The following is a 23,116-nucleotide window of genomic DNA, read 5'->3' as shown; positions in this document are numbered from 1 at the left end:
TCGTCTACTCTCAATGTGTTGCGGATTACGGTTTGGCGCATGGCAACAGCAGCCGGTCCAGCGGTTTGGCGGCGCCTGGGATGGCGATGCGGCACTGACGGCGGCCTTCCCAGGCGACGTCCAACCGCTCTTCCGGTTGGACGCCGGTCAGATACACCGAGCCGCCGTCGTTCACCACCGCGATCTCCCGTCCGGTTGCACTCAGCACCGTGGCGCCGAACGGCGGTTCGCTGCCGTCCGCCAGCTTGATGGTGGCTAACAGCTTGCTGCCTTTCACCACCTCGAAGTGGCGATAACCGATGGCGCCTTCCGTCAGCGTGCCTTGCACCACCGCGCGCGTGGCTTCAACGTCGTCCGCCAGCTTGTTGACGTCGATGCGCGTATCGGTGTTGTAGTAGCTGGTGATGTCCGAGATCACCGCCAATCCGAAGCGGTTGCTGTAAGCGCGGCCGTTGTTGATCGGCACGCCGGCGACGCCGTTGGTATCCAGCATCATGCGGCTGCCGCCGTTGCCGGCGTTCTGGTGCGCGGCGACGCCGTGCCGGGTAGCGGTCAGGCCGCCGCGGAAAGTTCCGCCTATCGAGGAGTAACTGCCCTGCTGATAAGACGCGTTGGCGTTGAGCGTGCCGAACGACGCGTTATGGGTGTAGTAACCGCTCGCCGTCGGTTTGCCGGACTGGGTGACGCCGCTGCCGACCTGCCAGGTATTGTTGATGTCGCTGTTGTCGGTGTAGGTCGCCGTTTGGCTCACGTCGCGGTTATTGACCTGCAGCGCGTAGCCCAGACGGTTGTGCTCGCCGATAGGCACGGTGAAATTGAGCATCGCGCTATCGTCGGTGCGGCCCCGATAGTGAGTGCGATAGGCCGCCAACGAGGCGGTGATGTTGCTGATCCCGCCGAAGTCGAACAGCTTGCTGGTCGACATGCCGTAGCGGTTTTGCGCACCGGCGTCCCAGTAAGTCTGGTGTGAGTAGGTCAGATAAGCGGTGATCGCCTGAGCGCTGTCCTCCGCCATAAAGGTTTTGCTGGCTGTGACGGTATACAACTCTTTTTGTCGGCCGCTGTAGCGATCGTCAATGTCGCCGTAGCGCGCCTGCAGGTACTGCGACATGGTCATAAATTTGCGCTGCGAAAAGCGGTAGCCGGCAAAGGTGATTTGGCCGTTGAGTTCGTCGAAACGTTTGGCGTAGTTGACCTTGAATGACATGCCTTTGGCGCTGGGTTCATCGGGCAGACGCGCGATCGACTGCGTGGCGTCCACCGACAGGGCGCCGAACAGGTTCAGGTCGCGCCCCAGGCCGAGGGCCCAGGCGTTGTAATCGCCGCCGAGCAGTGCGCCGCCGTATAGCGACCAGGCGTTGCTCAAGCCCCAGGAGAAATCGCCGGCGGAGAACACCGGCCCTTGCGTGCGGTGATCGTAGGCAGACGGCTTGCCCAGCGCCATGTTATAGCGCACGTAGCCGGGGCGGGTCAGATAAGGAATGCTGGCGGTATCTACCTGAAAAGTGGAAACGCTGCCGTCTTGTTCTTCCACTTTCACATCCAGTTTGCCGCGTACCGAGCTGCTGAGATCCTGAATGGCGAACGGCCCGGCGGGCACCGTGGTTTGATACAGCGTGCGGCCTTCCTGAGAGACGGTGATCCGCGCGTTGCTTTTGGCGATACCGCGTACTTCAGGCGCGTAACCCTGCAGGTTGGGCGGCAGCATGCGCTCGTCGCTGGCGAGGTTGAGGCCGGTAAAACGGTAGGCGTCGAACACCGGCGAATTCAGGTAGGTTTCGCCCAGCGTCAGCCTGGCGGCCTGCATCGGCAGCGCGCGGTATGCGTAGATCTGATTCCAGTCGAAATTGCTGTCGCGCCGGCCGTATTGTTGGTTGAAATCGGTCTGATAATCGGCGCGCAGGCGCCAGGCGCCCAGGTTGGCGCCCAACGTACCGTAGCTGCTGAGGCTTTCGGCGGTGCCGTTGTCGTGGTGCTGTTTACCGATTTGGCCGCTGAGATTGTAATCCAGCAGCACGCCGGGGATGCCATCGTCCCACTGCTCGGGCGGCGTCCAGTCGGGATCGGAGTATTTCATCCAGGCCTGCGGAATGGTGATCGCCAGCACGCCGCCGCTGATGCGATCGGAAACCGTTGCGCCTTTGATGCCGCGAATGTCGGCACACTGGTTGTCGTGCCACAGGGTGACTTTTCTGGCCGCATCTTCTTTCAGCGCCATTTTTTCCACCAGGTCAGGCGGCAGGCACACCTGGCTGCCGCTCTTGTTATCCGGCGACGGGAAATACTGAATGCTGCGCTGGGGCAGCGTTTTCTGGTTGATTTTGATATCCAGCAGATAGGTGCCCGGCATGACGTAATCGGCGTCGGAAAAGCGGGATAAGTCCACTTTGCTGCGTTCGCCAATATCCAACACGTCGGTATTGAATTCCGTGGCGGAAAAGACCGGTTTTGCCCAGAGAACAGAGAGAATGACGATGATGGGCGTTTTTTTTATTGTCAGTAAAGACGTCATAGAATGATCACTCATGGCAAATCCGCGCCTAATAGCAGGTCATCCCGTAAGACCTGAATACGTAATGCTGTACAGCGTTCCTAACGAAAACCGGCTACAGATAAGACAGGGTGAATTTGGCCAATGAGCTGAAACCGCCCGCCCGTGCCCTGTCGGGGTGAATGCGCAGCTGGGCGCCAAAGCGCAGCGTGTTGTCACCGGCGACGATCAGATAATCCGCCGTCGTGCTGCCGAGCGGGATCGGGGTGCCGGCGTCGGTCAGCAACTCGATAGCCATGCCGCGCGCCTCGCCATGGACGGCGAGCCATTGCGGATCTTGGCTATCCGCGATGCCGCTGAAGGTGAGGTTGGCCGCGCGATAAATAAAATCGGGCTTTATCTGGCTGGCCAGTTCGCAGTTCACCAACCTGATGGCGAAGTGGCGGCGGCTGCCGATGAGGCTCGGCTGGGCATCTCGCCCGGCGTCGCTCATTGAAACCAGCCCGAAATCAACGGTTTGATCCAAACTGTCGCCGGCGATGTTGCACGGCGTTTCGACGATTTCGCCGCCCAGGCTGACTTTGCCGTGGCCCTGAGTTTTCGCCGTGGCGCTAGCGCTGCCGATGCTGAGCGCGATCAGCAATGCGCCTCGCCAATGGATGGTCATGCTGGCTTCTCCCTGTCGAGATCGGTTCCTTTGCCGGAGCCGGCGTCGTTAAGCATGGGGATGCCCGCGCCGGCATCCCCAACGAGGCTTACTGATAAGCCAGGGTAAAGTTCGCCACGCTGGTGAACTTGCCCGGCACGACGGCGCCGGAAGCGCTGTTGCCTTGCAGGTATGCGGCGAATTTCAGGGCGTTGTTGCCTTCGTTCAGGCCCTGGCCGTCCGTTGCGGTGCCCAGCTCAACTTCCTTGGCGTGCAGCTGGTCGTAAATCACGATGCCCGCGCTGCTGGCGGAACCGCTCAGCGCCAGCAGTTTGCTGTTGACGGCATCCGGCGTGCCGGTGAAGGTCACCTTGACGTTTTTCATGGTGTTGAGCGCGCAGTCTTTCAGCTCAATGCTGAAGGGTTCGGCGCTGGATTTGCCTTCTTTGGCCAGGATGCGGCTGCTGATCTGGCCCATCGGGACGGTTTGATCGACGGAGTCCGGCGTGATGCTGCAAGGCGCATCGATAATTTCACCGCTAAAGGTCACGGTGCCGCTGCCTTGGTTCGGGGTCGGCGCCGCATGTGCAACGGAGGCGGTAGAAAAAGCAATGGCGGTCGCCAGCATTAATTTATTCAGTTTCATTTCTCAGGTTCCTGTAGAGAGTATTTAAATAAAAAGAAAAGCACACCTAAATCCCCGCAGAGCAGCAACGCCCTGTTAGCCGCACTGCGATGGGAGCCAGATCCTTTTGCTTTGGGCAATACGCACACTTTTCGTTATTTGCTTTTAATAACGAAATGGTTATGTGATGTTTGGTCGGTTTTATTTGATTTTAAAACCCGAATATCAGTATGGCGTTTTGCTGGGAATATTCTTGCAAACAATAGCATTACTTGGAAATAGATTTTGTTGAAATAACTCAAATTCAGAATATAAAACCAAAAGGAAAAAGTTAAATATAAGATCAAAAACCAATAGATCGTATGTAAATATTATCCAGAATAAATGACTGCATAAATAAGGTTATGCGAGATATTAGATCGACTGTAATAGCTGTTGCCCTACAATGCGCAATATCGCTTTGCTAATATTACGCTTTGACGAACATTGAAAAATTTTCTTTATGAAACAAAATGAAAAACATAAGCATTTGTTTTGTATGATTTTGTGTGGTTAGTTATCCTTATGGCGTTCCACAGCCTATTCCTGGGTTGTCGATGGTTTGCCGAAGAGGTGTTAACAAAAAAATAACAATTAGGCAGTGGGAAGATTATTCTTATCGGATGCTATTTTTTGGACGTGCTTAGGTTATTTAACCCATTGTGATTAACCAGAAAAGGGCAGGTGATGCAGTAGGCATTACATAATAATGACCTAAGTGATAATCAAAGGATGAACGATGGAATGATTACTGAGATTAATGCATTTAGCAGATGTAAGGCGCATGCGTTGACAATGTTGGTAATTATGTATTCGTGGTTCGTTATGGGATTGTTTAAACATCTTCATATCATGATAACCATGAAAAAAATTTCACAGAAAAATCCTAGTGAAAAATCCGAGGAACAATGCATGACATTTTATCGGCAAAGGTTGGATTCATTAATAAATATTCATTCGCGCGGTGATAGACAGCGCCAGGTCTATTTTGTCGGAACAACGTCGTTTGCGTGGACGCCGCCGTGATTTATGCCCCTGCGCATCACTGACGTGCAGTCATGAACGGGGGCTCAGCAGTAACCACTCAGGAGGAATGCTATGGCCAAGGTGCCGAAAACGTTTGAAAGTAGAAAATCGCTGATGCTGGATGTGTTGCGGGGATTGTGCCGGGATCTTGTGGAAGGGGCCGGGGGCCTACATCCCCCGCTGGAGCAGTGGCCGAAGACGCGCGAGCTGGCGGATAAATGCGGCGAAAACATTTATACCACCCGCACCCTGCTGCTGGCGCTGGAAAAGGAGGGCAAGGTCCGCTGCACCCACCGCAGCATCAACAATTCTCTACGCTGGTACAGCTGCGACGAACAGGCAGCGATAAAAAAAGAGTGATTCGACCCTGGCGGTCGCTTTTGACTATTCCTACAGCTAATCATTAGTAAAATTTATTGTTTGACGGGGCGTTTTGCTCCGTCAATCCTCCTCTCCGCTCGCTGCCATCCGCACAGGCATTGCTAATATGTTTTTTGCAGCCATATACTTATCGCTCAGACGGGAACAGGTGTAGGGAGCCGGCATCGTAATGAAGGAAAAGAAAGACATACTGAGATTGGATGATATTCATTATCAAATAGACAACCAGGTGATCCTGGACTCCGTCTCTTTCACGCTGGGTGAAGGCGAGTTCAAACTGATCACCGGGCCTTCCGGCTGCGGGAAAAGCACCCTGCTGAAAATCATCTCTTCCTTAATGGATCCGACCAGCGGAAACCTCTATTTCGACGGACGAGGGATCGCCGAGATGTCGCCGGAGGCGTATCGCAAACAGGTTTCTTACTGCTTCCAGACGCCGGCGCTGTTCGGCAATACGGTTTACGACAATCTGGCGCTGCCCTACCAGATCCGTCAACAGTCGCCGGATGAACGAAAAATGCAGGCCGATCTGGCGCGTTTCGGGCTGCCGGAGGCGATGCTGACCAAAAGCATCAATGAGCTGTCCGGCGGGGAGAAGCAGCGCGTGTCCCTGATCCGCAACCTGCAGTTTATGCCCCGGGTGCTGTTGCTCGATGAGATCACCAGTGCGCTGGACGAGGAAAATAAGCGCAACGTCAATGAGATAGTGCATCAGCTGGTGGCGGAGCACCGGCTGGCGGTGCTGTGGGTGACGCACGATACCGAAGAGATAGCGCATGCGGACGAGGTGATCACCCTGCGCGCGCACGGCGCCGAGCAACAGGAGCAACAGCATGAATCAGCATAACATCACCAACGAATCCTTAGGCTTGTCGATGATCCTGGTGGTGGTCGCCATTCTGATCAGCCACCGGGAAAAGCTGGCGCTGGAAAAGGACATTATCTGGAGCATCTGCCGCGCGGTGGTGCAGCTGATCATCGTCGGCTACGTGCTGAAGTACATTTTCGATCTGGATAACGCGCTGCTCACCGTGTTGATGGTGCTGTTCATCTGCTTTAACGCGGCCTACAACGCCAAGAAACGCAGCAAGTACGTCGAACACGCGTTCGTGACGTCGTTTATCGCCATCACCACCGGCGCGGTGCTGACGTTGGCGGTATTGGTATTGACCGGATCCATCGAATTTACGCCGATGCAGGTGATCCCCATCTCCGGAATGATCGCCGGTAACGCCATGGTGGCGGTGGGATTGTGCTACACCAACCTCGGCCAGCGTTTCAAAAGCGAGCAGCAGAAGATTCAGGAGATGCTCAGCCTGGGGGCGACGCCCAAGTTCGCTTCGGCGGCGCTGATCCGCGACAGCATCCGCGCTTCGCTGATCCCGACCGTGGATTCGGCGAAAACCGTTGGGCTGGTCAGCCTGCCGGGCATGATGTCCGGGCTGATCTTCGCCGGCATCGATCCGGTGAAAGCGATCAAATACCAGATTATGGTGACCTTCATGCTGCTTTCCACCGCCAGCTTGTCGACCATCATCGCCTGCTATCTGGCCTACCGTAAGTTTTACAACGCGCGCCACCAGCTGGTGGTCGGCAACCTGAAGTAACGCCATGAAAAACGGCCTCCGCGGAGGCCGTTTTTTTTACCCTTGCAGCAGGGCGATGCTCTGGCGGATTTCCCGTTCGATATCCGCCTCGCTCCAGCCGTCCAGCTGCGAAGAGAAGGGCTCGAAGGCATAGACGCCGGTGTAGCCCAGGCGTTCCAGGTTTTGCACCTGGCGGCGGCTCTCCAGCCGATCGCCCTCGCTCAACATGATGCGCTCTTCGTCGCTCAGCGCGCCTTTATCTCGCCCATCCTCCACGCCGGACAGATGCACCAGGCCGATCTGCGCCACCTGGATCTGCGCGTCGAAGTCGGCCTGCGCCACACCGCTTAAATAGTGGTGGAAAGTATCGAGCACGATGCGGTACGGCGCGCCCGAATCGCGGATGAGCGCCTGGGTCAGCAGCGACGATCGCAGCGAGCTGATGCCGAAGCCCAGCGGCTCGACGTACCCCTGCACGCCATAGCGGGCAAACAGCGGCGCCAGCAGCCGCAGCGCGGCGAGGGTGTCGTCGCGTTTTTGCTGCTCGCTGCGCGTGTCATCGGCGCTGCAGTGCGGGCACAGCACCAGCGCCCGGCTGTGGATGGCCTGCGCCTGCGCCAGCAACGCTTCGGCGCGCTGCTGCAGCGCCGCCGGGTTGTCCATCAGATTGAACATGCCGAGGGCGTTGATCGTGACGATCTCGATGCCGTATTGCGCAGCGAGCGCATTGAGCTGCGCGTCGCTCAGATCGTCGGTCACCTTGCCGCTGGGCATATCGTTGCGCAGCTCAACCTTACTGAGCCCGCAGCGTTTCACCAGGCGGAAAAAACTGTCCAGATCGAGATTCGGCGCGATCTTGCGGTTAATGCAGAAGCGGTCCAGTGCAATGGTCATGAGGCATTACTCCAGCGGTCAGGGTTGAGAGATCAGGATTTGCCGTTTTCCAGCGGCAGCGGCTTGCCGTCGGGCAGGGGGTGGCGGTGGCGTTTGGCCAGCACCACCTGCTCCATTTTTTCCAGCGAGACGCCTTTGGTTTCCGGAATATAGCGGCCGATGAACCAGTAGCTGAACAGGCAGCAGGCGGCGAAGATCCACATCGGGAAGGCGCCGTGGAAATGCGAGAACAGGTAAGGGTGGTCGTTGATCATCGGGAACGACTGCGACACCGCGAAGTTAGCGACCCACATGCAGCCGACGGCGATGCTCATCCCCTGCGCGCGCATGCGGTTCGGGAAGATTTCCGATACCAGCACCCAGGCGCCGACGCCCCAGGACAGCGCATAAAACACCATGAAGAACAGCATGCCGAACAGCGCGAAATAGCCGGTGGCCTGGGTGTAGAGCGCGTACGAGGTGAGCAGCAGGCCGGCGATGGCGCCCAGCGTGCCGTAACGCATCAGCGGAATGCGGCCCATGCGATCCATCAGCATGGCGCCGATGACCGAACCGACCAGCTGCAGCACGCCGATCCAGATGGTCTGAAACAGTGCTTCCTGCGCGTTTTCGGTGACGGTTTTCAGCACCACCGGCGCGTAATACATCATTACGTTGACGCCGGTCACCTGCTGCAGCATGGCGATCATGCAGCCGACGAACAGGATGAAACGCACCCGCACATCGCCGTAGTTCAGCTTCCGATGCCGCTGTTGTTGATCCTGCTGCAGCGAGTCTTTGATTTCTTTCAGCAGATTCTGCGCATGGGCGGCGTTGGAAACCTTGGTCAACATCGCCAGCGCCTGATCGTCGCGGCCCATCATCACGTTCCAGCGCGGCGACTCAGGAATGACGAACACCAGGATGCAGAACAGAATGCAGGGGATGACGCCCGAGGCGAACATCCAGCGCCAGCCCATTTCCACCAGCCAGGCTTCGCTGGCGAGGCTGGCGATTTTGAAGTTGACGTAGAAAATCACGATCTGACCGAACACGATGGCGAACTGCTGCATGCTGAGCGCGCGCCCGCGCATGTCCTTTGGCGACACTTCCGACATGTACATCGGCGACACGGTGGCGGCAATGCCGACCGCCAGCCCGCCGATGATGCGGTAGATGACGAACCAGGTGAAGGTCGGGGCCAAGGCTGCGCCGACGGCGGAAACGGTGAACAGCAGCGCCGCCAGCATCAGCGCCTTTTTACGGCCCCAGCGCGCCGCCAGCGGCCCGGCGGCGAAGGCGCCGACCACGCAGCCGATCACCACGTTGGAGACCGCCCAACCGGTTTCGGCCGGGCTGAGATTGAAATAGGTTTTCAGCGCTTCGATCGCGCCGGAGATCACGGCGGTATCGTAGCCGAACAGAATGCCGCCCAGGGCGGCGATGCCGCAAATTCGCAATATGTAGCCGGTATTGTGCTTACGCTGATATGACATGTGTTGCTCCGATTTTTATCCTGGCTTCCGTCCGCACGGTTGGGTTATCGGGAAGAGGGCGAGCGGAAGGGTGTGAACCGTGCCTGTCATCAAGGCGATGTCGTCGATAAATGCTGGAACAAACAAGAACATTTATTTCATAATTAGTGAATAATGGAATATTGATTTTTAGATCCAGTTCAAAAAAAACCGTCACGCGCGATCCGGGCGCCTTGGGCGTTCTGGGGCGGGCGGTAACGGCGACAGGGCAGGCGCGGTGCGGGTTTTCTGTAGCAAAGTCAGTGTGTATTGCCCCTGGTTTCTCCTGCGCCGTTGCGCTTTCCCTGGCGCGGTAATGAAAGCGCCAACCCGATCGACACCGCAAAATTGCGACCTCACGCACTAAAAACAAATTTTTCAAAACAATTTATTTGAAACTTTTTTTTCAATGAAATAGAGTTTGCTGCATCCGGTCAGGATGTAGCCGGCTTGCCGACGGGGTTTGGCGAGCGGGACGATTAACGCCGCGCCGCCGGCGAGTGGCCAGGCGACAGCGGACTTGAAAAGAGGGCGTGACATGAAAACCGTGGGTAACTTTATTGACGGGCAGGTGTGCCTGAGCAGCAGCAATCAAACCGTCGACGTGCACAACCCGGCCAGCGGGCAGGTTGAGCGGCGCGTCACGCAGAGCACCGCCGCCGAAGTCAAGCAGGCCATCGACGTGGCCCATCGGGCGTTTGCCGATTGGTCGCGCACCACGCCGCTGCGCCGCGCGCGCATCATGTTCAATTTCAAGGCGCTGCTGGAACAGCACCGCGACGAGCTGGCCGAGCTTATCGTCAGCGAGCACGGCAAGGTGTACTCGGATGCGCTGGGCGAACTGACGCGCGGCATGGAAGTGGTCGAATTCGCCTGCGGCATCCCGCATCTGATCAAGGGCGAGTATTCGCCGGACGTCGGCAGCGGCGTCGACAGCTTCTCGCTGATGCAGCCGCTGGGCGTGGTGGCGGGCATTACCCCGTTCAACTTCCCGGCGATGGTGCCGATGTGGATGTTCCCTATCGCGCTGGCCTGCGGCAACACCTTCATCCTCAAGCCGCCGGCGCTGGTGCCTTCCGCCTCGGTGCGCCTGGCGGAACTGCTGAAAGAAGCCGGCCTGCCGGACGGCGTGTTCAACGTGGTGCACTGCGCCAATGAAGACGCGGCGCAGCTGTGCACCGATCCGCGCATTCAGGCGGTGAGCTTCGTCGGCTCCTCCACCGTGGCGGAACATATCTACACCACCGCCAGCGCGCACGGCAAGCGGGTGCAGGCCTTCGGCGCGGCGAAGAACCAGGCGATCGTCATGCCGGACGCCGATCTGGACGCCACGGTCAACGCGCTGATGGGCGGCGCTTTCGGCTCCGCCGGCGAGCGCTGCATGGCGCTGCCGATCGCCGTGGTAGTCGGTGACGACACCGCCGATAAACTGATCGCCAAACTGAAGCCGCTGATCGCGCAGCTGCGCGTCGGGCCGGGCTTGCAGCAGGGCGGAGAAGAGAATGAAATGGGGCCGCTGGTGTCGTCCGCCCACCAGAAAAAGGTGCTGGGTTACATCGATCTGGGCGTGGAAGAAGGCGCCACCCTGGTGGCCGACGGCCGCAATTATCAGGTGCCGGGCTATCCTGAAGGCTACTACGTCGGCGGCACGCTGTTCGACCATGTGAAGCCGAACATGCGCATCTACCGCGAAGAGATCTTCGGGCCGGTGCTGGGCATCGTGCGGGTGCCGGATTACCGCACCGCCATCGACACGGTGAACGGCCACGAGTTTGGCAACGGCAGCGCCATCTTTACCGGCAGCGGCCACTACGCGCGCCAGTTCGTGCAGGAAGTGCAGGCCGGGATGGTCGGCGTCAACGTGCCGGTGCCGGTGCCGATGGCGTTCCACAGCTTCGGCGGCTGGAAGCGCTCGGTGTTCGGCGCGCTTAACGTGCACGGCACCGACGGCGTGCGCTTCTACACGCGCATGAAGACCGCCACCGCGCGCTGGCCGGCCGGGCAGCAGACGGTGTCCGAATTCAGCATGCCGACGCTGGGTTAAGCGATCGCAAAGTATGAGCGGGCCGTTGCTCCTTCGGGGCAACGGCCTTTGCACGGGGAGTTAACAGGAGAATCGAGATGTCTTCACTGCTTGCCAAATGTCAGACGCCGAACGCCGAGGGGCGTATTCAGCACGTGACGCCGGAAAATGCCGGGTGGCGCTATGTCGGTTTCGACGTTTATCGCCTGGCCGCCGGGCAGTCGCTGCAGCTGGAGTGCGGCGACAAGGAGCTGTGCCTGGTGCTGGTGGCCGGTATCGCCTCCGTCGCCACGCTGCGCGCCGAATACCCGCATATCGGCAAACGCATGAGCCCGTTCGAGCGCACGCCGCCTTACGCGGTGTATGTGCCGCACCACGATCGCATCGACGTGCGGGCAGAAACCGATCTGGAGCTGGCGGTGTGCAGCGCACCCGGCAGCGGCCACCTGCCTTCAAGGCTGATCACGCCGGCGGATATCGGCGTGGAGCGGCGCGGCAAGGGGCGCAACCAGCGGTTGGTGCACAACATTCTGCCGGACAGCGAGCCGGCCGACAGCCTGCTGGTGGTGGAGGTTTACACCGACGAGGGCAACACCAGTTCCTACCCGAGCCACAAGCACGATCGGGAAGACTCGCCGGACGAAACCTATCTGGAAGAGACGTATTATCACCGCATTCAGCCGGAGCAGGGGTTCTGCATGCAGCGCGTCTATACCGACGATCGCACGCTCGACGAATGCATGCCGGTCTACAATCGGGACGTAGTGAAAGTGCCACGCGGTTATCACCCGGTGGCGACCCTGGCGGGCTACGACAACTATTATCTCAACGTGATGGCCGGGCCGGTGCGGCAATGGAAATTCACCTGGGAAAAAGACCACGCCTGGATTAACGGCGACGGCTATCCCGCCGCGCAATAGGCGCCTGAGGCCCGGCTTGCCGGGCTTTCTCTTTATCAGGGTATAAATTTGACCTAAATTTGCCCTCTATCTTGCTCAAATGATAATCTGTCCGCACGCGATTGCTCCCTGGCTGAGTGAATCTAACGAACCGCTGTTATGCAACGAAATTGCCGGTACACAGGAGGAAGAACCATGACGACTACCATGTCCCAAAAAGCGGCGCGCGAAGGATTAGGTTCGCCCGAGCTGTTTGAAGGCGGGGTTTACGTCACAAAAAATGGTGTTGCCGAGCTGTTTGTACAAACGGCGGCTGAGAGAGAGGCCGAAATTCGGGAACGCAATCTGGAGCGCCAGTCCAACGCGTTGTTGAAACTGACTATGCTGGCGAAGCAAGAGATTAAAAATCAGCGTGGTCTGTCGCCCGAAGAAACCTTGCAGCGGCTGCGTGACGCGCGGAAATAGGCCCGAGGTGCAGGATGCCCCAGGAAATACGTTTTACCGTCGCGCCGGCGGCGGAATGGAGCCTGAAAGACATCGAGTCTTATAAGAGCGGAACGATAGGAGCAGTCGCGGCCGGGGTGTTCGTGGACAATCTGTTGTTATCGTCCCTCGCGGCAATTGCCGACGATCCTGCCCGCTACCGCTTCAACGCCGTGCTGGCAGGCATGGGAGTGCGGTTGCACGAACGATTGGATCCCGACAGCGAATACCGCGTCATCTATGACTACGACGGCCAGACGGTTGAGATTCTGCTTTTCATCAGCATGAAGCAGGATCTGGAAAGCGCGCTCTACCGCTATTTGTTGCTGCAATAACCCCGCCGCGCCCGAGCCTGTCGGGCGCGTTCACCCCAGCCTTACTCGTCCCGGGCGTTATTCAGCGCCAGCGAAACCGCCAGCGTCTGCGCCAGGCACATCGAGGCCACCTGCGAACGGAACCCGTCCACCTGCGCTTCGCGCACCACGAAACAGACGTCGCTGAAGGCGGCCAGCGGGCTGACCTGGCTGTCGGTGATGGCGATCTGCTGCGCGCCGCGCTTGGCGCCCAATTCCACCAGTTCCACCGCCTCGCGGGCGTACGGCGAATAGCTGATGGCGATCACCACGTCTTTCGGTTTCACCATGCTCAGCTGTTCGGTGAACATGCCGCCCAGGCCGTCGATAAGAAACGCGCGGCGCTCCAGATGGCGCAGCGCATAGGTGAGATAGGAGGCGACGCTGAACGAACGGCGCAGGCCGATCACGTAGATGTTTTCGGCGTTGTTGAGCAACTCGACGGCGCGATCCAGCTGCTCGGGGGCGATCTGCATCGCCAGCTGCTGCAGCGCCTGCGCGTTGACCATGGTGAATACGTTGAGAATTTCCGCCGGTTTCTCCGGCGCGACGTTGTCGTCGGTGGAGGTTTGGCGGAACAGGCGCGCGCGCTCGGTATAGTTCACCGTCTCTTCCATCAGATGCTGACGGAACACCTGCTTCATTTCGTTGAAGCCGCTGAAGCCGAAGGCGTTGGCGAAACGGATCAGGGTGGAAGGCGGCACGCTGGCCTGTGCGGCGATGGAGGCAACGGTATCGAAAGCGATGCTGTTACTGTTATCCAAAATATAGCGCGCCACCTGCTTCAAACGCTTGCTCAGCGTTTCATAACGGTGGCGGATCTCGTCCTGTAACAGCGAAAGTTGAGTTGGGTTGTTCATCCATTCGGCTCGCAGTGGGGTGAAGGCGCATTGGCCTGACGCCTGAAATATTGACAGGGTATTTTAACAGACGGAGCGGAAATTTCATTTCCTCAAAAAGCGATTTATTCGATCGCACATTGCGCGACTTCACAGAAAATAGGCAAAAAAATCCCCTTAAAGCGGCGAAATGGCCTTAAGGGGACGTGAACCTGCTCTCGCTGTCAGTGCGCGCCGCCCGCCTGCGGGCGGTACTGGCGCCAGAAACCGATCAGCGTCAGGTATTTTTGTTTCACCTGCTCGATCAGGGCCGCGTCGTCGATTTCCCCCTGCAGCCAGCGGCGCGAAGGTTGGCCGAAGATAGTGCGGCCGACGGCGAAACCCTTCACCCAGCGCGCATCCGCGGCGGCGGCAAAGCCCGCCTTCAGCACCGCTTCCGGGGAGTCGAGCCCCAGGATCAGCACGCCGCGGCAGTAGGGATCGTAGGTGTCGATCAGCGCACCGACCCGCCGCCAGTTTTCCGCGCTCAGCGGCGGCAGTTTCCACCAGTCCGGCTGAATGCCCAACCGGTAGAAGTGCTCAATCATCTCCAGGTAATGGCGTTCGTCCTTGTCGGGGTTGTTGTCCGGCAGGATCACTTCCAGCAGCAGCTCGTGGCCGGATTTACAGCAGCCGCGGTAGACGTCGGCGATCAGCTCATCCTGCTCGCGACGCAGTTCCGCCGCGTCGTGCGGGTGATAAAACACCAGGCACTTCACCACGTGCTCCTGCGGCCAGTCGATCAATTGCGAGCCGATATTGCCGTGCTCCAGGCGCAGCGGGCGCGAACTGGGCAGCTCTACCGGCCGGCCGATCCACCATCCCTGGCCGGTGATCTCGTTCAGCGCCGCCTGCCCGTAGGTGGTGTCGGCCAGAATGCCGCTGTTGCCGTTCAGGCCGGCCTGCGCGGCGGCCTGTTGCGCCGCGGTCAGCAGCAGGGTTTTCAGGCGCGGAATGCGCTCCTCGCCGACGCCGGCTTCGCGTGCCATGTCCGCCAGCTGCTTGCGGTGATCGAAGGCGAAGACGCACAGTTCCGGCCACTGTTGCTTGCGGGTGGTGACTCGGTGCAGGTGGTTCAGGCGCGCATCGCGGTCCGGGCGCGTGACCTGCCGTTCACGCAGCAGGTAGTCGTCCAGCTCCCGTTTGGTCGGCATCGCCGGCGCGCAACCGTGGCGCGAGACCACCAACGCGCCGCAGGCGTTGGCGTAGCGGCAGGCCTGATCCCAGCCCTCATCGTTCAGGTAGCCGCGCAGCAGGCCGGACATAAAGGCGTCGCCGGCCCCCAGCACGTTCAGCACCTCAACCCGCACGCCGGCGTGCAGTTTCACCTGTTCCCAGCCATCGGCGATTTCGCCCTCGAACACCGAGCAACCCTGCGCGCCGCGCTTGCACACCAGCGTGGCCGCCGTGGCCCGGCGCACGTTTTTCAGCGCCGTCAGCGTGTCGGTGCTGCCGCCGGCGATATGAAACTCTTCTTCGGTGCCGACGATCAGATCGAAATGGTGTAGCACCTCCTGCAGCTCGCGGGTCACCTGGTCCGATTCCACAAAGCGGGTTTCTCCGTCGCCCAGCGACGTCAGCCCCCACAGCACCGGGCGGTAATCGATGTCCAGCGCGGTGCGCAGGCCGTGGCGGCGCGCGTATTCCAGCGCCTTCAGCACCGCGGCGCGGGTGTTCGGGTGCGACAGGTGCGTGCCGGTGATGGCCAGCGCGCGCGAGGAAGCGATGTAGGCCTCATCGATGTCGTCCGGCGTCAGCGCCATGTCCGCGCAGTTTTCGCGGTAGAAGATCAGCGGGAAGGTTTCCTGATCCTTGATGCCGAGGATCACCAGGCCGGTTAATCGCTGTTTGTCGGTGATCAGGCAGCGGGTATCGGCCCCGACGCGCTGCAGTTCTTCGCGCAGAAAGCGGCCCATGTGCTCGTCGCCGACGCGCGCCAGCATGCCGGATTTTAACCCCTGAATGGCGGTGCCGTAGGCCACGTTGCCGGAAGAACCGCCGAGGTACTTGGCGAATGTGCCGGCGTCTTCCAGCCGCGCGCCGATCTGCTGAGCATAGAAATCGACGGCGATGCGCCCGAGACAAATGACATCAAGCTGTTTTTCTTGTGTAGCCATACCCGTTTCCTTCTGTTTAAGCAAAACTCCGGCGGCGGCCCGAGCGTGGCGCCCTGCAGGAAGCATGTGGACAGTATGGGGAATGAAAATTTCAATTTCAATATAGAATGAAATTTACACCCCAAAAATGTGATGCATTTAAAACATCGACAGAGGCGTGGGAAAAGGCGGTGAAACGGCTACGGGAGGGGGGCCGGGGCACGCATAAAAGAGGGGAAATGACAGGGTAAAAGGCGGTCAACCCATGAGCCAACGGCTTTTATTGGCCGGTGCGTGGCGCGAAGCCAGTGAAGGCTGAATCACGAGATGAAACGGGCTTTTCATGCATTATGCGATCTTTATCGCAAAATGAAATGTTTCTTCTGTAATGTGATTTTATGAAAAATATATTTGTTTATAATCGCTTCACGTTTCAGGTTGTCGACTTCGTGAGCAGCGGGCATCGCCTGCTCAAGATAATAGCTGCCGCCGCGTAACACAAACACGGAATTGTCGGCTCGGCGCGAGCCCTTTCCGGGGCGGCCCTCAATCTAAAGGGTGAGTAAATGGGCAAGATCAGGCTAACCATGGCGCAGGCGCTCGTCAGATTCCTCGATAACCAGTATCTGCTGGCCGACGGTGTGGAAACCAAATTCGTCGCGGGCATTTTTGCGATTTTCGGCCACGGCAACGTGCTGGGGCTGGGGCAAGCGCTGGAGCAGGATAGCGGCGATCTGCGGGTGCATCAGGGCCGCAACGAGCAGGGGATGGCCCATGCGGCGATCGGCTTCGCCAAACAGAAGCTGCGCCGGCAGATCTACGCCTGCACCTCATCGGTCGGCCCCGGCGCCGCCAATATGATCACCGCCGCGGCCACCGCCACCGCCAACCGCATTCCTTTATTACTGCTGCCGGGCGACGTTTACGCATCCCGCCAGCCGGATCCGGTGCTGCAGCAAATCGAGCAGTCTTACGATCTCAGCATCAGCACCAACGACGCGTTCCGCGCGGTGAGCAAATACTGGGACCGCATCGTGCGGCCGGAACAGCTGATGAGCGCCTGCATCAACGCGATGCGCGTGCTGACCGATCCGGCGGAAACCGGCGCGGTGACGCTGTGTCTGCCGCAGGACGTGCAGGGTGAAGCCTACGACTATCCCGACTATTTCTTCCAAAAACGCGTGCATCGGCTCGATCGCCGCCCGGCGACCGACGGCATGTTGGCGGACGCGTTGGCGCTGCTGGCGGCCAAACGCAAACCGCTGCTGGTGTGCGGCGGCGGCGTGAAATACTCGCAGGCCGGGCGGGCGCTGCGCGAATTCGCCGAGCGCTTCGGCATTCCGTTCGCCGAAACCCAGGCCGGCAAAGGCACGGTGCCGAGCGACCATGAATTCAACCTCGGCGGCATTGGCGAAACCGGCTGCCTGGCGGCCAATACGCTGGCTCGTCAGGCCGATCTGGTGATCGGCGTCGGCACCCGTTACACCGATTTCACCACCTCGTCCAAATGGCTGTTCCAAAATCCGGACGTCAGCTTCCTCAATATCAACGTCAGCGCCTTTGACGCCGGCAAGCTCGACGGCGTGCAGGTGCTGGCGGACGCCCGCGAGGCCCTGAGCGAACTGGGCGCGCTGCTGGCGCAGGCCGAGTACCGCGCCGGCTGGGGCGACGCCATCGCCGCGGCGCGCAGCGCCCAGCGTGAAGAGACCGAGCGCGTTTACGCGGTGGAATACGGCGGCGCAGGCTTTGTGCCGGAGATAGACGATCACCTCGATCGCGAGCGGGTGTTCGCCGAATTTATCGCCCAGACCGATTCCGCGCTGACCCAGAGCCGGGTGCTGGGGGTGCTGAACCGCGAGCTGCCGGCGGACAGCGTGATCGTCGCCGCCGCCGGCAGCCTGCCGGGCGATTTGCAGCGGGTGTGGCACAACCGCGGCGAGCACGGTTATCACGTGGAGTACGGTTACTCCTGCATGGGGTATGAGGTGAACGCCGCATTGGGGGTCAAGCTGGCCGAGCCGCAGCGCGAGGTGTACGCGATGGTGGGCGACGGCGCCTTCATGATGCTGCATTCCGAACTGGTTACTTCGATTCAGGAAGGCTGCAAGATCAACGTGATGCTGTTCGACAACATGACCAACGGCTGCATCAACAACCTGCAGATGGAACACGGCATGGACAGCTACACCACCGAATTCCGCTTCCGTAATCCACAGGGCGGCAAGCTCGACGGCAAACTGGTGCCGGTCGATTTCGCCATGCTGGCGGCGGCTTACGGTTGCAAAACCTATCGCGTCACCACCGAGCAGCAGCTGCTCGATGCGCTGGCCGACGCCCGCAGGCAGACCGTGTCCACGCTGCTGGACATCAAGGTGCTGCCGAAGACCATGGTGCACAAGTATCTCAGCTGGTGGCGCGTGGGCGGCGCTCAGGTGGCCGACAGCGAGAAAATCGTCGCAGTGGCGCGCAAGCTGCAGGAAAACATCGATAAGGCGCGCGATTACTGATTCGTTTTCATACATAAATCTCGAGGGTAGCGAAAATGACATTGAACATTGGGGTTATCGGCACCGGCGCCATCGGCCGCGATCATATCCGTCGCTGCAGCAAAGTGTTGCAGGGCGCACGGGTGGTGGCGGTGAATGACATCAACCGCGACAACGCCGCCAAGGTGGTGAGCGATCTGCAGCTGGATGCGCGGGTGTATGACAACGGCCACGATCTGATCAAGGCCGCCGACGTGCAGGCGGTGCTGGTCACCTCCTGGGGGCCGAGCCACGAAGAGTTCGTGCTGGCGGCCATCGCAGCCGGCAAACCGGTGTTCTGCGAGAAGCCGCTGGCGGTGACCGCGCAGGGCTGCAAAAACATCGTCGATGCCGAAGCGAAGCACGGCAAACGGCTGGTGCAGGTCGGCTTTATGCGCCCCTATGACCAGGGCTATCGCGCGCTGAAACAGGTGCTGACCTGCGGCCAGATCGGCGAGCCGCTGATGCTGCACTGCGCGCACCGCAACCCGACGGTCGGCGAAGCCTACACCACCGATATGGCGATCACCGACACCCTGATCCACGAAATCGACGTGCTGCGCTGGCTGCTCGACGACGACTATGTGTCGGTGCAGGTGGTGTTCCCGCGCAAGAGCCCGAAGGCGTTCCCACACCTGAAAGATCCGCAGATTGTGCTGTTCGAAACCGCCAAAGGCACGCGCATTGACGTCGAAATCTTCGTCAACTGCCAGTACGGCTACGACATTCAGTGTGAAGTGGTAGGGGAAACCGGCATCGCCAAACTGCCGGAACCGTCTTCGGTGCAGATGCGCAGCGGCGCCCGCCTGTCGACCGAAATTCTGACCGACTGGAAGGATCGCTTTATCGACGCCTATGACGTTGAGCTGCAGGGCTTCATCAACGACGTGGCCGCAGGCAAGCTGACCGGGCCTTCCGCCTGGGACGGCTACGCCGCCGCGGTGACCGCCGACGCCTGCGTGGCGGCCCAGCTCAGCGGCGAAATCGTGCCGGTGACCCTGCCGGCGCGCCCGGCGTTTTACAACAAATAGCCGGCTTGCACCACCTACCCACGATTGCAGAGGAGTGACCATGAAGATCGCTTTTGATGTCGACGTTATCCGGGATTTGGGCGTCACCAAAATGGTTCAACAGGTGGCGGACTGGGGCTACAAATACATCGAGCAGTCGCCGCACCCGCAGATCAACCCGTTTTACAAGCATCCGAAGGCCAGCCGCGAAATCATGGCGGAGTATAAAAACGCCCTGAAAGCGACCGGCGTGGAGATCTCCTCATTTATCGTGGTGTACCGCTGGTCCGGGCCGGGGGAGGATCGCCGCCAGGCGGCGGTCAAAAACTGGCGGCGGATGATCGAAATCGCGGTGGAAATGGGCGTGCAGGTGATCAACACCGAACTGGCGGGCAACCCCAACGAGCCGGAGATCTGCGAGGAGCTGTGGTATCGCTCGATGGAGGAGCTGCTGCCGATCGTCGAGCGCGAGGGTATCCGTATGGAGATCCAGTCGCACCCGTGGGACTTCTGCGAACTGAGCAACGAAACCGCCGATCTGGTGAAATCGCTGCGCAGCGATCACGTCAAATACCTCTACAGCGTGCCGCACACCTTCTACTACGACAAGGGGCAGGGCGACGTGGCCGGCATGCTGCAGTACGCCGGGGACGATCTTTCCCACGTGCTGATTGCCGACACCATGAACCACACCAAGCATTGCCGCTATATCGTCAACCCGCCGGGGGTAGACGCAGCGGTGCATCAGCACGTCGGCATCGGCGAAGGCGAGGTGAATTTCGACGCCCTGTTTCAGACGCTGCGCGACATGGAGTTTGCCAACCGCAGCTTCAAGGTCGGCGGCGAATCGATCATCTGCACTTCGCTGTTCGGCTACCCGGAAAAGATGCCGAGCCAGGCGGTGGCGACCAGAGAGCGCATCGAAAGAGAGCTGTTGGGCAAATAATCTTATTCGGCTCGCCGGCGGCGTTTGCGCCGGCGGCCCTCCAAGCACCGAGGCAGACCATGAATAAAGACAACGTGAAATTGGCCATTGCGCCGATCGGCTGGACCAACGACGACATGCCCGATCTGGGCAAGGAAAATACCTTCCAGCAGTGCGTCAGCGAAATGGCGCTGGCCGGCTTCACCGGCAGCGAAGTGGGCAGCAAATACCCGCGCGATCCGGCGGTGCTGAAACCGATGCTGGACATTCGCGGTATCCAGATCTGCAACGCCTGGTTCAGCACCTTTTTCGCCGACGGCCAGAAAGACAAAACCATCGATGAATTTATCAACCACATGAATTTCCTGCATGCCATGGGCGCCAGGGTGATCGGCTGCTCCGAGCAGAGCAAGAGCATTCAGGGCACCACCAAAGGCGTGTTCGAAGAGAAACCGTACTTCAGCGATGAAGAGTGGCAGCGGGTGGCCGACGGTTACAACGAGCTGGCGAAGATCGCCGCCGGTAAAGGCATGCAGGTATGTCTGCACCACCACATGGGCACCGGCATTCAAACCACGGCCGAAATCGATCGCTACATGAGCATGGTCAACGACGACGTCTACCTGCTGTTCGATACCGGCCACGCCTACTATTCGGAAGGCAGCCAGCAGGCGATGATGGCGATCCTGGAGAAGTATCTGCCGCGCATCAACCACGTCCATCTGAAGGACGTGCGCGATGAGGTGGTGGCGGAAGTGAAGGCCAACAAGCTGAGCTTCCTCGATGGCGTGAAGAAGGGCACTTTCACCGTGCCGGGTGATGGCGTGATCGACTTCAGGCCGGTGTTCAAGCTGCTGGACGAGCGCGGTTACAAAGGGTGGATGGTGGTGGAGGCCGAGCAGGATCCTGCGCTGGCCAACCCGTTCGAGTATGCGGTAAAAGCGCGCCGTTATATTCGGGAAACCGCCGGCATTTAAGCGGCGAGGGTTAATCATGATTAAGGGGCGCCAGCGCCCCTTTTTTGGTGGCGGCGTATTAGCCGCCGAGCGTTTGCCAGGTTGCGACCTGGCTGCCTGGCCACGGCGTGGCGGCATGCACGCCACGGGCGATCGCCCGGGCCAGGGTGTCCGCCGCCAGCGCGCCGATTTGCAGCACCGCCAGTTCGCGGCTGCCCTGAACCTCGCGCTGCCCGGTGGACAGGGCGAACACCACGTCGCCGTCAAACGGGCTGTGCAGCGGGCGAATAGCGCGCGCCATGCCGTCTTGCGCCATGATGGCCACCCGTTTCAACTCCACTCGCGTCAGCGCCAGATCGGTGGCGATGCAGGCCAGGGTGGTGTTCTTTCTGCCGCCCTGCGGCTCTTGTTCCATCCAATCTTCGCCTTGGGCGCGCAGTTGCGCCAGCGCCGCCGCGCCGCCGTTGCCGAATTCACCGTCAATTTCATAGGGCGTCGCCCAGAAGGCGCGGGTGCCGGGCGCTACCACCGCACCCAAACTGTTGACCGCCACCAGCGCGCCGACGGTAGCGCCATTGGCGGCAATGATAGATGCCGAGCCGAGGCCGCCTTTCAGCTTGCCCATGCCGGTCATGGCGCCATAGCCGGCGCCGACGGTGCCGAGCGGAAAATTCAGCCCGGCCTTGCCGACCGCATCGATGCCCAACTGGCGATACGGCGGCGTGAGCTGCCAGTTTTTGTCGCCGCCGTTGGCCAGATCGTACAGGCAGGCGGTGGGCACGATCGGGGAGACCGGCACGCCGGGCGCCAGGCGCAGCGCGTAGCCTTTACCCTGTTGCCCCAGCCAGGCAGCGACGCCGTCCGCTGCCGCCAGACCGTAAACCGAGCCGCCGCTGAACGTCAGCGCATCGACGGTCTGCACCAAATTGTCTTCGCCCAGCGCGTCGGTTTCCCGGGTGGCGGGGCCGCCGCCGCGCACGTCCACGGCGGCGATCGCCGGGCTGTCCGGCAGGATAACCGTCGCGCCGGTGCGCACCCGGCTGTCCTGCGCCACGCCGACCTTCAGGCCCGGCACATCGGTAATCAGGTTGCGGGCGCCTGGGCGCCCGGCGGCGGAAGTTGGCATAGCGGCACCTAATGGGGTGAGAGGAGAGAATATGCCGACGGCGGCGGTCAGGCCGGCCAGCGCTTGTAAAAAGGTTCGGCGGTTGATGTTCAGGGGCCGGCGCAGCGGCCCCTGTGGGTGGGGACGATTACGCATCGCCGTGCGGCTGCCCGGAGCGCAAACGCGCCATATGGTAGGCATCGACCAGCACACCGTCGCGCATGGCATAGGCGCGGCTGGTGCCCTCTATCTCGAAACCGAATTTGCGGTACAGCGCGATGGCCGCCGGGTTGTCGGTGAACACCGTCAGCTCGATGCGTTCGATGGCCGCCCAGTTGTCGCACAGGTCGATCATCTCCTGCATCAGGCGGCTGCCGACGCCTTTGCCGTGGTAGCGCGGATCGACGCCGATGCCGAAGGTGGCCACGTGGCGGCGGCGCACGCGCTGATTCAGCATGACGGCCAACTGGCCGGTAAGCTGCCCGTCGATGAAGGCCGCCAGGTTATGCGTACCCGGTTCGGGATTGGCGAGGCGCTTCTGCCAGGACTCGACGGACGGTAGAGGAAGCTGCAGCGTATCGCGGTAGACGGGCGTCTGAGAATAAAGATGATGCAGGGCTTGCGCATCCGTCGTTTCCACGTGGCGTATCACGATCTCGCTCATCTCGCTGCTCCTGTTGCT

Annotated in this window: 20 protein-coding genes; 11 read left to right on the top strand and 9 right to left on the bottom strand. The window is 60.1% G+C overall.

The features are described 5' to 3' along the window. Positions 1 to 25 precede the first annotated feature (25 nt). The 3 genes from ACJ8HB_RS19810 to ACJ8HB_RS19800 all read right to left on the bottom strand — a co-directional run bounded on the left by ACJ8HB_RS19810 (position 26) and on the right by ACJ8HB_RS19800 (position 3,783). Positions 26 to 2,527: a fimbria/pilus outer membrane usher protein gene (locus tag ACJ8HB_RS19810; protein ID WP_052133476.1), complete on the bottom strand. Its 2,502-nt coding sequence runs from the start codon at positions 2,525 to 2,527 to the stop codon at positions 26 to 28. A 79-nt stretch (positions 2,528 to 2,606) separates the two neighbouring features. Beyond that, positions 2,607 to 3,158 (bottom strand): fimbrial protein, encoded by a 552-nt coding sequence (locus ACJ8HB_RS19805; protein ID WP_033649363.1) that lies wholly within the window; start codon positions 3,156 to 3,158, stop codon positions 2,607 to 2,609. A gap of 88 nt (positions 3,159 to 3,246) precedes the next feature. Continuing rightward, positions 3,247 to 3,783 carry a fimbrial protein gene (locus tag ACJ8HB_RS19800; RefSeq protein ID WP_094860069.1) on the bottom strand — a complete coding sequence of 179 codons (537 nt, stop codon included), beginning with the start codon at positions 3,781 to 3,783 and terminating at the stop codon, positions 3,247 to 3,249. A 1,116-nt stretch (positions 3,784 to 4,899) separates the two neighbouring features. Between ACJ8HB_RS19800 and ACJ8HB_RS19795 the strand changes: the two genes are divergently transcribed. From ACJ8HB_RS19795 to fetB, 3 genes are all read left to right on the top strand, one after another. After that, entirely contained in the window at positions 4,900 to 5,187 is a 288-nt protein-coding gene (locus ACJ8HB_RS19795; RefSeq protein ID WP_060424948.1) for a FaeA/PapI family transcriptional regulator, read from the top strand. A 190-nt stretch (positions 5,188 to 5,377) separates the two neighbouring features. Then, entirely contained in the window at positions 5,378 to 6,055 is a 678-nt protein-coding gene (gene fetA / locus ACJ8HB_RS19790; protein WP_047570162.1) for an iron efflux ABC transporter ATP-binding subunit FetA, read from the top strand. Continuing rightward, complete coding sequence (gene fetB, locus ACJ8HB_RS19785; protein WP_047570164.1) at positions 6,042 to 6,815, top strand: iron efflux ABC transporter permease subunit FetB; 774 nt, start codon at positions 6,042 to 6,044, stop codon at positions 6,813 to 6,815. The genes fetA and fetB overlap by 14 nt, the downstream gene beginning before the upstream one ends. A gap of 36 nt (positions 6,816 to 6,851) precedes the next feature. Here the strand turns inward: fetB and ACJ8HB_RS19780 are convergent, their stop codons facing one another. Next, positions 6,852 to 7,688, bottom strand: coding sequence for a TIM barrel protein (locus tag ACJ8HB_RS19780; RefSeq protein WP_047570166.1), 837 nt, complete (start codon positions 7,686 to 7,688; stop codon positions 6,852 to 6,854). 32 nt (positions 7,689 to 7,720) lie between these two features. Further along, a complete protein-coding gene (locus ACJ8HB_RS19775) occupies positions 7,721 to 9,163 on the bottom strand; it encodes a sugar porter family MFS transporter (protein ID WP_033636350.1) in 1,443 nt (480 codons plus the stop codon). Positions 9,164 to 9,719: 556 nt separating this feature from the next. On the opposite strand from ACJ8HB_RS19775, the gene ACJ8HB_RS19770 reads away from it, so the two are divergent. From ACJ8HB_RS19770 to ACJ8HB_RS19755, 4 genes are all read left to right on the top strand, one after another. Beyond that, positions 9,720 to 11,225 (top strand): CoA-acylating methylmalonate-semialdehyde dehydrogenase, encoded by a 1,506-nt coding sequence (locus ACJ8HB_RS19770; protein ID WP_015379335.1) that lies wholly within the window; start codon positions 9,720 to 9,722, stop codon positions 11,223 to 11,225. 77 nt (positions 11,226 to 11,302) lie between these two features. Continuing rightward, entirely contained in the window at positions 11,303 to 12,124 is an 822-nt protein-coding gene (gene iolB / locus ACJ8HB_RS19765; RefSeq protein ID WP_033636349.1) for a 5-deoxy-glucuronate isomerase, read from the top strand. A gap of 174 nt (positions 12,125 to 12,298) precedes the next feature. Continuing rightward, a complete protein-coding gene (locus ACJ8HB_RS19760) occupies positions 12,299 to 12,568 on the top strand; it encodes a hypothetical protein (RefSeq protein ID WP_047570168.1) in 270 nt (89 codons plus the stop codon). A 14-nt stretch (positions 12,569 to 12,582) separates the two neighbouring features. Further along, on the top strand, positions 12,583 to 12,921 hold the full coding sequence (locus tag ACJ8HB_RS19755) for a type II toxin-antitoxin system RelE/ParE family toxin (RefSeq protein WP_047570170.1): 339 nt from the start codon (positions 12,583 to 12,585) through the stop codon (positions 12,919 to 12,921). Between the two features lie 41 nt (positions 12,922 to 12,962). Here ACJ8HB_RS19755 and ACJ8HB_RS19750 read toward each other — a convergent pair whose 3' ends face one another. Both ACJ8HB_RS19750 and ACJ8HB_RS19745 read right to left on the bottom strand, forming a co-directional pair. Further along, positions 12,963 to 13,799, bottom strand: a complete 837-nt coding sequence (locus ACJ8HB_RS19750; RefSeq protein WP_004930856.1) for a MurR/RpiR family transcriptional regulator — start codon at positions 13,797 to 13,799, stop codon at positions 12,963 to 12,965. A gap of 203 nt (positions 13,800 to 14,002) precedes the next feature. Next, positions 14,003 to 15,934: a bifunctional 5-dehydro-2-deoxygluconokinase/5-dehydro-2-deoxyphosphogluconate aldolase gene (locus tag ACJ8HB_RS19745; RefSeq protein ID WP_041037067.1), complete on the bottom strand. Its 1,932-nt coding sequence runs from the start codon at positions 15,932 to 15,934 to the stop codon at positions 14,003 to 14,005. 545 nt (positions 15,935 to 16,479) lie between these two features. On the opposite strand from ACJ8HB_RS19745, the gene iolD reads away from it, so the two are divergent. The 4 genes from iolD to iolE are packed head-to-tail and all read left to right on the top strand — an operon-like array spanning position 16,480 to position 21,350. After that, on the top strand, positions 16,480 to 18,420 hold the full coding sequence (gene iolD, locus ACJ8HB_RS19740) for a 3D-(3,5/4)-trihydroxycyclohexane-1,2-dione acylhydrolase (decyclizing) (RefSeq protein ID WP_033649355.1): 1,941 nt from the start codon (positions 16,480 to 16,482) through the stop codon (positions 18,418 to 18,420). A 35-nt stretch (positions 18,421 to 18,455) separates the two neighbouring features. Next, complete coding sequence (locus ACJ8HB_RS19735) at positions 18,456 to 19,469, top strand: Gfo/Idh/MocA family protein (RefSeq protein WP_047570172.1); 1,014 nt, start codon at positions 18,456 to 18,458, stop codon at positions 19,467 to 19,469. A gap of 40 nt (positions 19,470 to 19,509) precedes the next feature. After that, positions 19,510 to 20,394, top strand: a complete 885-nt coding sequence (locus ACJ8HB_RS19730) for a sugar phosphate isomerase/epimerase family protein (protein WP_004930845.1) — start codon at positions 19,510 to 19,512, stop codon at positions 20,392 to 20,394. A gap of 59 nt (positions 20,395 to 20,453) precedes the next feature. After that, complete coding sequence (gene iolE, locus ACJ8HB_RS19725; protein ID WP_019455194.1) at positions 20,454 to 21,350, top strand: myo-inosose-2 dehydratase; 897 nt, start codon at positions 20,454 to 20,456, stop codon at positions 21,348 to 21,350. Positions 21,351 to 21,408: 58 nt separating this feature from the next. Here the strand turns inward: iolE and ACJ8HB_RS19720 are convergent, their stop codons facing one another. Both ACJ8HB_RS19720 and ACJ8HB_RS19715 read right to left on the bottom strand, forming a co-directional pair. Next, on the bottom strand, positions 21,409 to 22,590 hold the full coding sequence (locus ACJ8HB_RS19720) for a P1 family peptidase (RefSeq protein ID WP_047570176.1): 1,182 nt from the start codon (positions 22,588 to 22,590) through the stop codon (positions 21,409 to 21,411). Continuing rightward, on the bottom strand, positions 22,583 to 23,098 hold the full coding sequence (locus ACJ8HB_RS19715) for a GNAT family N-acetyltransferase (RefSeq protein WP_047570179.1): 516 nt from the start codon (positions 23,096 to 23,098) through the stop codon (positions 22,583 to 22,585). The genes ACJ8HB_RS19720 and ACJ8HB_RS19715 overlap by 8 nt, the downstream gene beginning before the upstream one ends. Between the last annotated feature and the right edge of the window lie 18 nt (positions 23,099 to 23,116).

The organism is Serratia sp. CY27727 (assembly GCF_052169275.1).
In the GTDB taxonomy this organism is placed as follows: Bacteria; Pseudomonadota; Gammaproteobacteria; order Enterobacterales; family Enterobacteriaceae; genus Serratia; species Serratia sarumanii.
The sequence above is the reverse complement of the archived record's forward strand: the minus strand, read 5'-3'. Positions and strand labels throughout refer to the sequence as shown.